General features: G+C 65.2%; 9 protein-coding genes. 4 read left to right on the top strand and 5 right to left on the bottom strand.

Annotated features, from left to right (window positions below):
* Positions 1 to 100: 100 nt before the first annotated feature.
* Positions 101 to 1,060: a LysR family transcriptional regulator gene (locus PEP31012_RS19145; protein ID WP_150590886.1), complete on the top strand. Its 960-nt coding sequence runs from the start codon at positions 101 to 103 to the stop codon at positions 1,058 to 1,060.
* Between the two features lie 15 nt (positions 1,061 to 1,075).
* Here the strand turns inward: PEP31012_RS19145 and PEP31012_RS19150 are convergent, their stop codons facing one another.
* On the bottom strand, positions 1,076 to 1,687 hold the full coding sequence (locus PEP31012_RS19150; protein ID WP_150590887.1) for a hypothetical protein: 612 nt from the start codon (positions 1,685 to 1,687) through the stop codon (positions 1,076 to 1,078).
* 75 nt (positions 1,688 to 1,762) lie between these two features.
* Positions 1,763 to 3,175: an ATP-dependent RNA helicase DbpA gene (gene dbpA, locus PEP31012_RS19155; protein ID WP_150590888.1), complete on the bottom strand. Its 1,413-nt coding sequence runs from the start codon at positions 3,173 to 3,175 to the stop codon at positions 1,763 to 1,765.
* Positions 3,176 to 3,451: 276 nt separating this feature from the next.
* Here dbpA and PEP31012_RS19160 point away from each other — a divergent pair, with 276 nt between their 5' ends.
* Positions 3,452 to 8,425: an NAD-glutamate dehydrogenase gene (locus PEP31012_RS19160; protein WP_150590889.1), complete on the top strand. Its 4,974-nt coding sequence runs from the start codon at positions 3,452 to 3,454 to the stop codon at positions 8,423 to 8,425.
* A 295-nt stretch (positions 8,426 to 8,720) separates the two neighbouring features.
* The gene (locus PEP31012_RS19165; protein ID WP_150590890.1) at positions 8,721 to 9,947 is read left to right on the top strand and encodes an MFS transporter; all 1,227 of its coding nucleotides are present in this window, start codon (positions 8,721 to 8,723) and stop codon (positions 9,945 to 9,947) included.
* Between the two features lie 18 nt (positions 9,948 to 9,965).
* Here the strand turns inward: PEP31012_RS19165 and pdxR are convergent, their stop codons facing one another.
* The gene (gene pdxR, locus PEP31012_RS19170; protein ID WP_246171382.1) at positions 9,966 to 11,585 is read right to left on the bottom strand and encodes a MocR-like pyridoxine biosynthesis transcription factor PdxR; all 1,620 of its coding nucleotides are present in this window, start codon (positions 11,583 to 11,585) and stop codon (positions 9,966 to 9,968) included.
* A gap of 284 nt (positions 11,586 to 11,869) precedes the next feature.
* On the opposite strand from pdxR, the gene PEP31012_RS19175 reads away from it, so the two are divergent.
* Positions 11,870 to 12,595 carry a GNAT family N-acetyltransferase gene (locus PEP31012_RS19175; protein ID WP_150590891.1) on the top strand — a complete coding sequence of 242 codons (726 nt, stop codon included), beginning with the start codon at positions 11,870 to 11,872 and terminating at the stop codon, positions 12,593 to 12,595.
* A gap of 72 nt (positions 12,596 to 12,667) precedes the next feature.
* Here PEP31012_RS19175 and PEP31012_RS19180 read toward each other — a convergent pair whose 3' ends face one another.
* Together PEP31012_RS19180 and PEP31012_RS19185 are read right to left on the bottom strand one after the other, a co-directional pair.
* The gene (locus PEP31012_RS19180; protein ID WP_150590892.1) at positions 12,668 to 13,960 is read right to left on the bottom strand and encodes an NCS2 family permease; all 1,293 of its coding nucleotides are present in this window, start codon (positions 13,958 to 13,960) and stop codon (positions 12,668 to 12,670) included.
* 90 nt (positions 13,961 to 14,050) lie between these two features.
* Positions 14,051 to 15,091 carry a porin gene (locus PEP31012_RS19185; protein WP_150590893.1) on the bottom strand — a complete coding sequence of 347 codons (1,041 nt, stop codon included), beginning with the start codon at positions 15,089 to 15,091 and terminating at the stop codon, positions 14,051 to 14,053.
* Between the last annotated feature and the right edge of the window lie 842 nt (positions 15,092 to 15,933).

The following is a 15,933-nucleotide window of genomic DNA, read 5'->3' on the forward strand; positions in this document are numbered from 1 at the left end:
ATTCGGTAACCTATGCGGATTTGAGGCAGCATATGTCTTTTGGCTATAGGGTCGGCACTGCCGCCGATCCGAGTTCGGCGATACGGGGACCAAGTCAGGCATGAAATTGCGGCATATCGAGACGTTTCGCGCGGTGGTACTGACGGGCTCGGCCAGCGGCGCCGCGCAATTGCTCAACGTCTCGCAACCGGTCGTCTCGCGCGTGTTGCAGCACGCCGAACAGCAACTCGGCTTCAAGCTTTTTGATCGCGTCAAGGGCCGGCTCGTGCCGACGGCCGAAGCGCGTCGCCTCTACCCCGATGTCGAGCGCATCTTCAGCGATCTGGAACGGCTGCGCACCACGTCGCGCAATCTGCGTCAGCATGGCGTGGGCCATCTGCGCATCGCCGCGACGCCGAGTCTCGCGCAGAGTTTGCTGCCAGCGGCCATCGAGCGCATGCGTCGCGCGCATCCCGATGTGGTCTTCGAACTCATCACGCACCACACCACCGAGATGATCACGGCAATCCTCACGTCGTCGGTCGACGTGGGCATCGTGTCGGCCCCGCCGATGGCGGCCGGTATCGTGAGCCGCCCGGTGGCGCAGGGGAACATTGTGCTGGCGGTGCCCGCGGCGTGGCCGAAGCTCTCGCGCCGCGGCCCGGCCAGCGCCGACTCGCTCGCCGGGCGCGATCTCATCAAGCTGCACGACGACACGCCGCTCGGTGCCCTGATCAACGAGCGTCTGGAGCAGACGGCGTTGTTGCAGGACGCCGAAGTGATGGTGCAAACGTATTCGCTCGCGGCGGCGCTCGTCGAGCACGGTCTGGGCTACGCGCTGCTCGATCAATTCACGGCGGCCAGTGCCCGTGTGCAGGCGCAGCGGCTGTATCGCGTCGCGCCGGCCATCGAATTCCCGGTCGAGATGTTGCGGCCGTCGCATGAACCCGAGTCGGTGCTTGCCGATACGCTGCGTCGGCATCTGGCGGATGTGGCCGACGAACTCAGCACGCGGGCCGCGTCGCTGTGCGAAGGCCGGGAGATCGTGCTGGCGCCGGGCGAGGACGTCGACGAACAGTAAGCGTGCCGGTTGGGCTCAGCGGCAGCCGGGTTCGCTTTTCACTTCGAAATAGGTAAACGGTTGCGCCTGGAGCTTGCCGGCCAGCGACGGATAGTTCGCCTGCACGAAGCGCCGCGCGCCCGCCATGTCGAACACGGTGCGCAGCCAGAGCTTGCCGTCGTGGCTGTCGAGCATGAGGGTGCCCGCGTAGACCACATCGCCACGCTGAACCTGCACCGTCGGCACCTTGCGGCCCTTGCAATAACGAAAGCGATAACTCTTGTCGGCCGGTGTGAATTCCATCGGACCGAAGCGCTCGTTGCGCATGAGCGGCGAGACGCGCATGGCCACGAAGCCGTGCGTCGGCGGATTGCTGTTGAGGGTTCGCGTGACCTTGCCGCCGACGATGCCGTTCACTGTCTGCGAGAAGTCCGAGTAATTCCACGGACCCCAGGTGCTTTGCAGCGGCGTGTCGAGGCCGACGATGACGATCGCATACTCGTCGAGCGTGTCTTCGGTGAGAACTGGGTTGGGTGGCACGCCCTGGGTGCTGCACGCCGCCAGCCAGCCAGTGACCAGGACGGCGAGGGCCGAGCGTCGCGCACGGCGCGCGACAGGAGAGAACCACAGGGTACGCAGTGACCTCATTGCAGCCTCCTTGCCGCGCGTGGCGCGCCGGGGACGATCCGATAAGTGCGGTGGATGTCGGGGATTGAACCGCCGTTAATCCTGCAGGAATCTTACCTTGACCTTGCGGCCCTTGACGCGGCCGTCGGTCAATTTGCGCAACGCCACGGGGGCGATGTCGCGCTCCACTGCAATATACGTGAAGTTATCCAGCACATTGATCTTGCCGATCTGGGTCGCGGCAAAGCCGGCTTCGCCGGTGAGGGCGCCGAGCACGTCGCCCGGACGGATCTTGTCCTTCTTCCCGCCGAACATCTGGATCGTGACCATCGGCGGCATCAGGTGTGCGCCGCCCGACGGCGTGAGTTCCGCGAGCTTGTGCCACGGCACTTCATGGCCCAGGGCGGCTTCGAGGTTACCCACGCGGCCCATCTCGTCCATGCTTGCCAGGCTGAAGGCCCAGCCGTCTTCGTCGGCCCGGCCCGTGCGGCCAATGCGGTGCACGTAGACCTCCGGGTCGGGCGTCACATCGACGTTGATCACGGCTTCGAGTTGCGCGATGTCCAACCCGCGGGCGGCCACGTCGGTCGCGACCAGTACCGAGCAACTGCGGTTGGCGAACTGAATCAGCACCTGATCGCGCTCGCGTTGTTCGAGCTCACCGTGCAGCATCAGCGCGTGAAAGCCTTCGGCGCGCAGCACGTCGGTCAGGTCGCGGCATTGGGCGCGGGTATTGCAGAACGCGATGGTGCTGACCGGCCGGAAATGATCGAGCAACTGTCCCACGGCGTGCAGGCGTTCGTCGTCGCGCACTTCATAGAAGCGCTGGCGAATCTTGCTGGCGTCATGCTTCTCCGCCAGACGAATTTCGCGCGGCGAGCGCAGCAGGCGTTGTGCGAGCTTGGCGATGCCTTCCGGGTACGTGGCGGAGAAGAGCAGCGTCTGGCGTGAGGCGGGCGTTTGGCGCGCGACCGTGGCGATGTCGTCGAAAAAGCCCATGTCGAGCATGCGGTCGGCTTCGTCGAGCACCAGCGTCTTGACCCCGGCCAGCGAAAGCGTGCCGCGCTCCAGGTGATCCATGATGCGGCCCGGTGTGCCGACGACCACGTGCGCACCGTGGGCAAGGCTTTCCGCCTGCGGACGCAGTGGTGCACCGCCGCACAGCGTGAGGATCTTGATGTTGTCCTCGGCGCGCGCGACGCGTCGCACCTCCTGCGCCACTTGCTCTGCGAGTTCGCGCGTGGGGCAGAGCACGGCGGCCTGCACCGCGAAATCGCGGGCGTCGACCCGCTGGAGCAGGCCGAGCGAGAACGCGGCAGTCTTGCCGCTGCCGGTCTTGGCCTGGGCAATGAGGTCGTGCCCGGCGAGCATATCGGGGAGCGACGCCTGCTGGATGGGCGTCATCGAGACGTAACCGAGCCGTGCGAGGTTCTCCTGCATGGCAGGCGAGAGCGGCAGGCTCGAAAAGGGGGCGCTGTCGGTGCGCGAATCGGTGGCTTTTGAGTTCATGCGCAATTATACCGGGCCGGTCGGGCCAACCAGGACCAGCCGGGAGCGGCGCCGCCCCGAGCGGTGCCGACGGCGCTGCTGCCGCTACCGCCACCACCGCTGCCGTCGTCGCTGCCGTGTCGCTGTCGCTTACGCCGGCGCTGCCGTTGCCGTTGCTGTTGTCGCTGTCGCCGGCGCGCTCGTCGGCTTAGGGATCACGCCGTTGCCAGTCCGGGGCCGCCGGGCGTAGCATGGCTTAGCTTGTCGATGTCTCGTCCATTCCCGCAGAGGTTGCCCATGCCTGTGAATCCGGAAGAGAAAGTCCGTCAACATATGGCGGAAGTCATCGCGATGGCCGGTGAGCGCGCGCCCGACGTGGCCGCGCTGTTCGAGCCCTTCGTGCGGCATTACTATGGTCTGGCCGATGCCGAGGACGTCGTCTCGCGCAGCGTTGCCGACCTGTATGGCGCGGCGATGGCGCACTGGCAACTCGGCCAGAAGTTCGTCAGCGGCGAGCCGCGCATCCGCATCTACAACCCCACGCTCGATCAGCACGGCTGGCATTGCAGCCATACGGTCATCGAAATCGTCAACGACGACATGCCGTTTCTCGTCGATTCGGTGACGATGGAGATCAACCGGCAGGGGCTCGCGCTGCATTCTGCGTTTCACCCGGTCTACCGTATCCAGCGCGACGCCGCCGGCAAGCGCGTGGCCGTGGCGCCGGGCGGCGGTCTTGGCCAGGCGGTGTCCGCAGGAGAGCGTATTGCCACCACCACCACCACCACCGCCAACGGCGACGAGGCTACCGCCGAGGGCAGTCGTTTCGAATCGTATATCCACATCGAAGTCGACCGATTTTCCGAGCCGGATCGTCTCCAGGCGCTGGCCGACGGTCTGCAGCGCGTGCTTGGCGACGTGCGCGCGGCGGTCGAGGACTGGCGCGCAATGCAGGCGGCCGGCCATGCGGCCATCGAGTCGCTTCGGCAGCGTGCCGAGCAAACGAGCGTGACCCCACCGGAGCGTGCGGAAATCGAGGAGGCGCAGGCGTTTCTCGACTGGATGCTGGCCCGTCACTTCACGTTCCTCGGCTATCGCGACTACGCGCTGGTCGTGCGCGACGGCGAGCACTACCTGCAAGGCGTGGTGGGTACCGGTCTTGGCGTGTTGCGCGAGGCCCGTCGCGACGCCAGCACCCCCGACGAGACGAGGCTGTCGCCCGGCGCCATCGGCGTAGCCCAAACGAGTACGCCGATCTTTCTGACAAAGGCCAATTCGCGGGCGAGCGTGCATCGTCCCGGCTATCTCGATTACGTGGGCGTCAAGTGCTTCGATGCTCAGGGGCGCGTGTGCGGCGAGCGGCGCTTCCTCGGGCTTTACACGTCGAACGTCTACATGGTGCCGGCCGAAGAGATTCCGCTCGTGCGACGCAAGGTTGGCGAAGTGATCGGCCGCACCGGCTTCCTGCCGAACGGGCATCTGGCCAAGACGCTCGCCACGATCCTCGAACAATACCCGCGCGACGAGCTGTTCCAGATCGACGTCGATCCCCTGGCCAACATTGCGCTAGGTATCCTGCGATTGCAGGAACGCCAGCGCACGCGGCTGTTCGTGCGGCGCGACCGCTTCGATCGCTTCGTGTCGTGCCTCGTGTTCGTGCCGCGCGAGAAGTTCAACACCGATCTGCGCGTGCGCGTGCAAAACCTGTTGCAAACGGCCTATCACGGGACCAGCGTCGAATTTACGCCGCAGCTCTCCGAGTCAATGCTCGCGCGCATTCACATCACCGTGCGCACCGAGCCGGGCAACGTGCCGGATGTCGATGTGAACGAACTCGAAGCGCGCATCGTCGAGGCGACCCGACGCTGGCAGGACGATCTGTCCGATGCGTTGCGCGAGCAGTTTGGCGAAGAACGCGGCACTCGCTTGCTGCGGCGGTACGCGCAGGCGTTCCCTGCGGGGTATCGGGAAGACTATGCGGCCCGCATGGCCGTGCGCGACGTCGAGTTGATCGAGCCGCTGCTCAGTGCCGGACAGGCGGTGCCCGCCCAGTCTTGCGGCGCCACGCCGTTGGCCATGCAGCTCTACCGGCCGCTGGAGGCCGCCCCCGGCACGCTGCGCTTCAAGATCTATCAGGCGGGGGAGCCCATTGCGCTCTCGCGCAGTCTGCCGATGCTCGAGCACCTCGGGGTGCGCGTGAACGACGAGCGTCCTTACCGGATCGAGCCGGCCGACACCGGTGTCGTCTGGATGCACGACGTCGGCATGACGAGCCTCGATGGCGCGGAGGTCGACCTCGAACACGCCCGCGTGCGCTTCGAGGAGGCGTTCGCGCGTATCTGGGCGGGCGACGTCGAGAACGACGACCTCAACCGGTTGGTCCTGAGCGCTGGCCTGACGTGGCGCGAAGTTCGCATTCTGCGCGCGTACGCGAAGTACATCCGCCAGGTGGGGTCGACCTTCAGCAACGCGTACATCGAGAATGCGCTGACCGGCAATGCGTCGATATCGGGCATGCTCGTGCGGTTATTCCTCGCTCGCTTCGACCCGGCGTTGGGCGCGGAGGCGCGCGCGTCGCAGGCGGACCGGCTGCGGGCGCAAATTCACGCGGCGCTCGAAGACGTTCCCAATCTCGACGAGGATCGTATCCTGCGTCAGTTTCTTGGCGTACTCGAAGCGACCTTGCGCACCAACTACTTCCAGACCGCCAAGGACGGCGTGACGCAAAAGCCCTACCTTTCGTTCAAGTTCGATCCGTCGAAGGTGCCGGGCTTGCCCGAGCCGAAGCCGATGTTCGAGATCTGGGTGTACTCGCCACGCGTGGAGGGGGTACACCTGCGCGGGGGACGCGTGGCGCGAGGCGGCTTGCGCTGGTCGGATCGCCGCGAGGACTTCCGCACCGAGGTGCTTGGTCTCGTCAAGGCGCAGATGGTCAAGAACACCGTCATCGTACCGGTCGGCTCGAAGGGCGGCTTTGTGGTGAAGCAGCCGCCATCGCCGGGCGACCGGGATGCCTATCTGGCCGAGGGCGTGGCGTGCTACCAGACGTTCCTGCGCGGGCTGCTCGACCTGACCGACAACTACGTCGACGGGCAACTGGTGCCGCCGTCGCAGACCGTGCGGATCGACGGCGATGATCCCTATCTCGTCGTCGCGGCCGACAAGGGCACGGCGACCTTTTCCGATTACGCCAATGGCATTTCGGCGGAGTACGGGTTCTGGCTTGGCGATGCCTTTGCGTCCGGCGGCTCGGTCGGTTACGACCACAAGAAGATGGCCATCACCGCGCGCGGCGCGTGGGAGTCCGTCAAGCGTCACTTCAGCGAGATGGGCGTCGATACACAGACGCAGGACTTCACGGTGGTGGGCATCGGCGATATGTCGGGCGATGTTTTCGGCAACGGCATGTTGCTCTCAAAACACATCCGGCTCGTGGCGGCGTTCGACCATCGGCACATCTTCCTCGACCCGACGCCCGATGCGGCCACGTCGTTTGCCGAGCGAGAGCGCATGTTCCAACTGCCGCGTTCGAGCTGGGCCGACTACGACACGCGGCTGATTTCGCCGGGCGGCGGCGTGTTCCCGCGCACGGCCAAGGCTATCGCGCTCTCGGCGCAGGTGAGGGAGCTGATCGGCACCGACGCCACGGAAATGGCGCCGAGCGATCTGTTGCGCGCCTTGTTGAAAGCGCCGGTCGACCTGCTTTACAACGGTGGCATCGGCACCTATGTGAAAGCGAGTACCGAGACGCATGCGCAGGTCGGCGACCGGGCCAACGACGTCTTGCGCGTGAACGGCGCGGAACTGCGCTGCAAGGTCGTGGCCGAGGGCGGCAATCTCGGACTGACGCAGCTCGGGCGCATCGAGTATGCGCAGCATGGCGGGCGCATCAACACCGACGCCATCGACAATTCGGCGGGTGTCGATTGTTCCGATCACGAGGTCAACATCAAGATTCTGTTGGGCCTGGTGGTGACGGATGGCGAAATGACACTCAAGCAGCGCAACATGTTGCTTGCGGAAATGACCGAGGAAGTCGGCACGCTCGTGCTGCGCGACAACTATCTGCAAACGCAGGCGCTCTCGCTGGGGCGGCTGCGGGCGGTGGCGTCGCTCGACGACGAGGCGCGCTTCATGCGGTACCTGGAGCGGGCGCAGCGGCTTTCGCGCGCCATCGAGTTCCTGCCTGACGACGAAACGCTCGATGCACGGCGCGCCGCCGGCACGGGGCTGACGTCGCCCGAGCGTGCGGTGCTCATGGCTTACAGCAAGATGTGGCTCTACGACCTGTTGCTGGCGAGCGATCTGCCCGACGCCGACGTCGTTGCCGACGAACTGCCGTCGTATTTCCCGACGCCGCTGGCGAGTCGATGCGGGGCCGCGATGGGGCGTCATCCGCTCAAGCGCGAGATCCTCGCGACGATGCAGGCCAATGCGCTCGTCAACCGGGCGGGGGTGACGTTCGTGCATCGGCTCAGCGAGGAAACCGGGGCCGAGCCGGCCGATGTCGTGCGGGCGAGTCTGGCGGCGCGTGGCGCGTACGACCTCGACACGCTGTGGGGCGAGATCGATGCGCTTGACGCGCGCGTCTCGCACGAGACGCAGGCGTCGCTCTTTGCCGCGCTGGCGCAATGGCATGAGCAGGCCACCTTGTGGTTCCTGCGGCGCCGCCTGACTAACATACCGGAGACCGTCGAGCGACTGCGCGGCGTGCTCGCGCCCATCCTGCCGACGGTGGACACATTGGTCAGCGGCGCGGCGGCCGACGACGCGCGGGCGAGATGCCAGACCATGATCGACGCGGGCGTGCCGCCGTCGCTTGCCCAGACCGCGGCGGGCGTCGGCGCGCGGGTGGCGTTGCTCGACATTGCCGAGGTCGCGAGCACCAGCGGGTGCGAGCCGTCGCTGGCGGCGCAGGTGTACTTTGCCCTCGACGCGCCACTGGGCTACGGCTGGCTGCAGGCCGGGGTGCTCGGCCTGCCGATGCTGACGCACTGGCAGCGACTGGCGCGTGCCACGTTGCTGGAAGAATTGTCGGTGCTGCGGCGGCGTCTGACGGCAAGCGTGCTGACGGATGGCGAGGCGGCGGGTAATACTGGCGACGACGCCGACCAAAGTCCGGCGAGCAGCCGTGTCGCCCATTGGGAGGCGTTGCATGCGGAGGCGCTGGTGCGCTACCACCGCGTGCTGGCCGACCAGATGGCGGCAGGCAACGCCGACCTCGCCATGTTGTCCGTGAGCCTGAAAGCGCTGGCCGAAGTGGGCCGCTGAGTGGTGCGGGACTTACGTCCCACTGGCCGTGAGGTCAGTGAGGTCCGTGAGGTCCGTGAGGTCCGTGAGGTCCGTGAGGTCCGTGAGGTCCGTGAGGGCGCGGGCGAGGCAGGCGTGACGCGCGATGGGCCATCGTGGAAAACCGTCTTGAGATTATTTTTAAGCGTTTACACAAAAGACGGGAAACCGCGTATGATCCGGGAAAACCCTAGGATTGCATTGTCCCGCGCGTATGCTTGCCCGTCGCGCGGGGCGGCGTGTCCTGGGGTTTCGTCGATTCCTGAACTCCTGCGCAATGCCCAACGCCAACGACACCCGCCCCGCGAACCCGCAGTTCGCCACGACGTTGCAGATCGTCTCCACCGTGTTCTTCACGTTCCTCTGCTATCTGACGATCGGATTGCCGCTCGCGGTGTTGCCGTCGTTCGTGCATGTCGATCTCGCGTACAGCTCGGTCATTGCCGGGCTGGCGATCAGCGTGCAGTACCTTGCGACGCTGCTCTCGCGCCCGTACGCCGGGCGCACCGCCGACGCCTGGGGGCCGAAACGTACCGTGTTGTGCGGGCTGGTGGCCTGTGGCGCGTCCGGGTTGCTGGTGGCCTTGGGCGGCGTGTTTTCCGGCGTGCCGTGGCTGGCGCTTCTCACGCTGATTCTTGGGCGTCTCGTGCTCGGCTTCGGTGAGAGCTGGGTGTCGACGGGCGCGATCATGTGGGGCATTGGCCAGGTGGGGCCGTCGCATACGGCGCGCGTCATCTCGTGGAACGGCGTGGCGACCTACGGTGCACTGGCGTTGGGCGCGCCGCTCGGCGTGGCACTCGACAACGCGTATGGCATTGAAGTGCTGGGTGGGGCGATCGCGCTGGCGGGCGTCGTGGGCCTGCTGCTCGCGCGCATGAAGCGTGCGACGCCGGTCATTCACGGCGAGCGTCTCGCGTTCCGCGCCGTGCTTGGCCGCGTGTTGCCGTTCGGCATGGGACTCGCGCTCGGCTCTATCGGTTTTGGTGCCATCTCCACGTTCATCACCCTTTACTACGCGAGCCATCACTGGGACAACGCGGCGCTGGCGCTGACCGCGTTCGGCGTGTGCTTCATGGGCGTACGACTGCTCTTCGGCAGCAGCATCGCCCGCTTTGGCGGCTACCGCGTGGCCATGACGTCCTTCATGCTCGAGGCGCTCGGCCTGATCGTGCTCGGGATTGCGCCGACGGGCTTCACGGCGTTGGTCGGTGCGGCGCTCTCGGGGGCCGGGTTCTCGCTCGTGTTCCCGTCCTTGGGCGTGGCGGCCGTCAATCTGGTGCCGGCACAAAACCGTGGCGCGGCGCTGGGGGCGTACTCCGTGTTCCTCGACGTGGCGCTCGGTGTGACCGGACCGGTGGCGGGCCTGATCGTCGGTGCCTATGGCTATGCCGAGGTCTACCTGTGTGCGTCGGTGGCGGCGGTGGCGGCCGTCCTGCTCACGCTGTGGATGGCGCGTGCCGAGCAGGCGCGCGACGCGGGCAAGAAAGTCGTGCAGACGGTGTAATCCCGCGCGGCGACGGGTTCAATCCGTCGCCAGCGAAATTCCCTTTTCAGCTTTCTCCACCTTCTGCGCCGCGACAATCGCGGCGAGCCGCTTGATCAGGCCGGGGATGCGCGCCGCGTCCGTATCGCCGTAGCCGATGACCAGACCGTTATCCCTGGGTTGTGGATCGAGTGCAAAGCTCGACAGGGCGCGCGGGCCGATGCCTTCGCGCTGTGCCGCGGCCACGATCGCCTTGTCCGGGAATGCAGGGTCTAGCCGCACTGTCAGGTGCAGGCCGCAGCGCTCGCCGATCACCGCGTATGCCGGGTCGAAATGGGCCGATAGCGCGTTGCGCAACGCCGTCTGGCGTTCCCGATACAGTCGTCGCATGCGACCGAGATGCCGCGCAAACTGGCCGCTGCGGATGAATTCCGCCAGTGCCAGTTGTTCGAAGCGATGACCGCCGCGCAGCAGTTCGTCGAGCGCGTCGCGGGCTTGCGTGGCCAGCGTCGTCGGCAGAATCAGGAAGCCCAGACGCAGTGCGGGAAACATCGTCTTGCTGAACGTCCCCACGTAGACCACCGGCGCATCTGGCACCATCCCCTGCATTGCGGCGATCGGCTCGCCTTGATGGCGAAACTCGCTGTCGTAATCGTCTTCCAGAATCCAGGCGCCATGGCGCCGCGCCTGCGCGATCAGGTCGAGGCGGCGCGAGGCTGACAGCACACTGCCGAGCGGATATTGATGCGACGGCGTGACATACACCAGTCGCGGCGGCGAGCGATCCCACTCGCCATCCGGAATCACGACCCCCTCGTCGTCGACACGCAGTGCCTGGAGGCGAACATCGCTTGAATGGAAAGCGGCCTTCGCGCCGCGATAGCCGGGGTCTTCCATCCACACCGTATCGCCGGGGTCGGTGAGAAGGCGCACGCAGAGAATCAGTGCCTCGTGCGCGCCTTCCGTGATGACGACTTGCGCGGCATCGCAACGCACCCCGCGCGAAATGCGCAAGTGGGCGGCGATGGCGTCTCGCAGCGCGGGCTCACCAAGGGGATCGCCGTAGTGATAGTGGCGAGGTTGGGCTTCTCGCATCACACGTTCGAGCGTGCGCCGCCAGGTACTGGTGGGAAAGCGGGTGAGTGCCGGAACCCCGGGCGTAAATGGCAGGGGCGTCTCGTCGGCGCGGGCGGCGTGGCGTGTTGCCGGCAAGCGTTGGATGCGGCGTGACGCGAGGGGTGTTGGGGGATCGTCCGGTGCGTTGGGGGGCGTTGCCACCGGGTCTTTGGCCCTCGACGTCGCAGCGCTGGCGGTCCTTGCGGCTTTGGCGGCGACGTGTGGATCGAGGGAGAGTTGGGCGACGCGCGTGCCGAGCCGGTGGGGCACGATAAAGCCTTCGGCCGCCAGTTGGTCGTAGACGATCGAGACCGTGTTGCGCGAAATGGCGAGATCTTCCGCGAGCGTGCGAGAGGCGGGCAGTCGGGTGCCGGCCGGCAGACGGCCTTCGAGAATGGCGTGTTTGAGGCGAGAGAGGAGTTGTTTCTGAAGCGAGGTACCTGCGCGCCCCAGTCCGGTCGCCAGCGGGCTGTCGAACAGGGCGGCGACGTTCTGCGGCGCAGGATCGAGCGTGCCGGAACGGGATTTCGGGGAAACTGGCATGGCGGCAGACGTGGAGAAGGGGAAAGGGGAAAGGGGGGGGAAAGGAGGGGAAGCGGTGTTCATGGATGACCGACGGCTTGTGTGGCCTGACCGGCGCTCCGTCCCGCTGCGAGTTGGGTCACTGGCTGAGTCGCGGGACGTGGCGCCGGTCTGACTTGCCGATCGGTTGAGTGAGTCCGTGGCACCATGAGATTCTCAAAGTGTGGTGCTTCTCATCGTACCACTGAAGCGATACTTTAGACGTCATGACTTGCGTGTTGCGCCAACTTCCGGAGACGAGCGAGATGACTGACGCCCCGAATTTCAACGAATACGACCAGCCCATCGGTGCAGCGCTGCCGGACTGGAAGCCGAGAGCGCAGCCGCCTCGTGCGCCGATCGAGGGGCGCTACTGCCGGATCGAGCCGATCGACGTGGAGCGTCATGCGAAGGACCTCTACGAGGCATACGCCAGTGCTGCGGACGGTCGCGACTGGACATACATGAGCGCCGGCCCGTTTCCGGATTTCGACAGCTACTACACGTACGCGACCAGGATGGCGGCGTCCAGCGACCCGTTGCATTACGCAATTGTCGATCGGGAGACCGGGCGGGCGGTGGGGACGTTGGCGCTCATGCGCATCGACGCGGCGAATGGGGTGATTGAAGTCGGGCACGTGGCGTACTCGCCGTTGCTCAAGCGCACGCGTGCTGGCACGGAGGCGCAATACTTGCTGATGCGTCGCGCGTTCGACGAGTTGGGGTATCGCCGATACGAGTGGAAATGCGATGCGCTCAATGCCCCGTCGCGGCGGGCGGCGGCGCGTTACGGGTTCACGTTCGAGGGCATATTCCGTCAGGCGATCGTCTACCGGGGTCGTAGCCGCGACACGGCGTGGTTCTCGATCACGAATGGCGAATGGCCGGCCATCAGCCGGGGGTTCGAGCAATGGCTTTCGCCGGAGAACTTCGACGCACAGGGCCGCCATCGCACGGGGCTTGCCGAATTGATTTCGGCGGCGAGGGCGTGAGCCTCGGGTAGAAGCAAACGGCCCGCCGGGGATACTCCGGCGGGCCGTTGTGCTATCGGGACATCGTCTCGATCAGCTCGGGAAGAACACGTACTTCAGCACGAAGAGGACGGCGATCACCCAGGCGGCGGGGTGGACATCCTTCGCGCGGCCCGTGAACAGTTTGAGCACGGCATACGAGATGAAGCCGAAGGCGAGGCCGGTGGCGATCGAGTACGTGAACGGCATGGCGAGGGCGGTCAGGGCGGCCGGGGTGGCTTCCGTGATGTCATCCCATTCCACGTCGAGCAGTTCGCGCAGCATCAACCCGGCCACATAGAGCAGTGCCGGTGCGGCCGCGTAGGCGGGGACCGAGCCGGCCAGCGGCGCGATGAAGAGGGCGAGGATGAACAGCGCGGCAATCGTGAGCGCGGTGAGGCCGGTGCGTCCGCCCGCCTGCACGCCCGAGGCGCTTTCCACGTAGGCCGTCGTGCTGCTCGTCCCCAGCAGCGAGCCGAAGAAAATCGCGATCGAATCGGCGAAGAGCGCGCGGCCGAGGCCCTTGTAATGCGTGCCTTCGAGCAGTCCGGCGCGCTTGGCCACGCCCATCAGCGTGCCCGTTGCGTCGAACACTTCCACCAGCACGAAGGCCAGAATGACGTGAACGAAGCCAGCGTGCAGTGCGCCCGGGATGTCGAGCTTGAGGAACGTCGGGGCGAGGCTTGGCGGCATGGCGAAAACGCCCTGGAACTGATTCAGGCCCAGTACCATCGAGAGAATCGTCACGACCAGAATGCCGATCAGGATAGCGCCGCGAACGCGCAGGGCGTCGAGCACGGCAATCAGGAAGAAGCCGAAAATCGCGAGCAGGGCTTGCGGGGCGTGGAGATCGCCCAGACCGATTTTCGTTGCCGGGTTGGCGACGACCACGCCGGCGTTACCGAGCGCGATGATGGCGAGGAACAGACCGATACCGGCGGCAATCGCGCATCGCAACGATTTTGGTACCCCGGCAATCAGCCAGGAGCGTATGCCGGTCACCGTCAGGATGATGAACAGGCAGCCTGAGATGAAGACGGCCCCCAGGGCTTGCTGCCATGTGTAGCCCATTGCGCCGACGACTGTGAAGGCGAAGAAGGCGTTCAGCCCCATGCCGGGGGCCATGCCGATTGGATAGTTGGCGATGAAGGCCATCACCACCGAGCCGATGGCGGCTGCGAGACAGGTCGCCACGAACACGGCGCTCTTGTCCATGCCCGTCGTGCCGAGAATATTGGGGTTGACGAAGATGATGTACGACATGGTCAGGAAGGTCGTGAGACCTGCCACCATTTCCGTTCGTACATTGGAGCCATGCTCCTGGAGTTTGAAGAATTTAGTCAGCAACGTGCTCTCCTTGTGCCTTTGTTATGCCGTTGTCCGTGTGCGGCGGGGCGCGCGCATTTTACTGTGCGCGAGCCCGTGCTGCGGAGTTTGTCAGAACTTGGTGCGCATGCCCACCCCAAAAGTATTTCCGGCTTCCAGCCCGGACACCTTGTCGTTCAGGTAGGCCACGTAAAGATCGGTACGTTTCGAGAAGTTGTAGTCGTAACCGACGGCCCAGGTATTTCGGCTAATGTCATTCTGTCCCGAATTCTTCGTATAGGCGTACGACGCGATCGCACTGCCTGCGCCGAGCGGCACCGAAAGTCCGAATTGCGCGCCGTTCGACGTCAGATTGCCGCCGGTAATCGTGTTCTTGATGTACTGATATTGGCCATAGAGCTTGACCACGTGAAAATCGTAGGTCAAACCGGCCTGGAGGGCTTGCTGATTGCGAAAGCCGGTGATGCCGGCCTGATCGTCGGGCGTCGCATCGAACTTCACCTGCTGATAGGCGAGCGAGGCGGCGAGCGGGCCGTGGAAATACATTGCGGCGGCGCTCCACTTGTTCTGTCCCGTTTCCCCGGCCTTGTTGCCGAAGGCATAGGAGACGCTTGCCCCGAGTCCCTTGTAATCTGGCGTGGCGTACATCACGGCGTTGTTCCATCCCGAATCACCGACGATGCCCTGGCCCGCGAGGCCGAGGAACGTGTGATAGACCATCGGGCTGAACGTATAGGAATCGACGAACGGGTTGAACAGAATCGTCGAGACGAAATACGACGTGGTGAGGCGGCCCATCGTGACCGTACCGAGCGTATTCGACTGCAGGCCGACGTAGGCATTGCGGGAGAAAAAGCTGTCGCCGGTGAAGCGTCCGTAGCGTCCGCTTTGTGGTAGGAAGAAGTCCTCCAGCGTGAAGATCGCCTTGAGGCCGTTGCCGAGATCTTCCGTGCCTTTCATGCCCCAGTACGACGTGGACATCCCGCCGCCGCCTTGCGTCCAGGCGCGCGCTCCACCGGGTGTTTTGGCGGCGCCGACCCAGGCGTCAACCTGACCGTAAAGCGATACATTCGATTGCGCGTGGGCGACGCCCGCGGCACCGCAAACCGCGAGGGCGAGCGCGCCCCGCAGCCAACCTGCTGCCTTGCTCATGACTGTGTCTCCGTCTCGTTTTGATTTATGCGTGCCTCTGAACTTCACTTTCCACCGAACGGTGCAAGGGGGCACGCCTGAGTCATTGACACACTGACTTCGCGTTGCGCGGGTATCGGTGCTGCTTTGAGGCGTGATCATTATTATCAAGATGCTGCTTGTGGCATATCACTCGGCGTTGATACTCGGTATTCCGTTATTAGGGGCACATTTTTGGCGCGTACGCGGATCTTGGGCCTACCCCTCGCATCCTCCTGCGGTCGGCCGCCGGGCCGGCACCCGTTTTCGTCGCTCCACGAAATTCGCTTTGGAAAACGGGTACCGGCCCGACGTCTCGAAACACGCCAACCCATCGTCGCACCCGCCCCAAGCACCCACCCCGCCACAATGGCCAACCGCAGCGTCACGATGACACCGCCTATTCATGCGCACAGGGCCTCGCCGCCCATCCCCACGTGCTTCGCATCTGCTGGTGACGGGCGGCGAGACCCTCGACATCTCATCAGTACCTCTCACCGCCCGGTCCACAAAGGCCATGGCTACCGACAACGCTGCAACACAATGGGGTCAACCGGGGCCTGAAACATTTCGCGGCGACGTCGCAATTCCGGGCGTGACCGAGTGTTTCGGAATGGGCCCAATCAAGGCGATAAACACCTCACGTCGGTGACCTCACGATGACGGGCATAACGAAGTGTTTTGGAATGCAACCGACCATTGCCTGACAAATTTCACGATGACGTCGCGATACCGGGCGTGGGGAAGCGCTTGGGGGATGACGAGGCTCTCGACGATCGTCACCAGCAGATGCGAAGCACGTGGGGACGGTCGGCGAGAGCCTG

The sequence above is a fragment of the Pandoraea eparura genome (assembly GCF_902459725.1).
Classification (GTDB): Bacteria; Pseudomonadota; Gammaproteobacteria; order Burkholderiales; family Burkholderiaceae; genus Pandoraea; species Pandoraea eparura.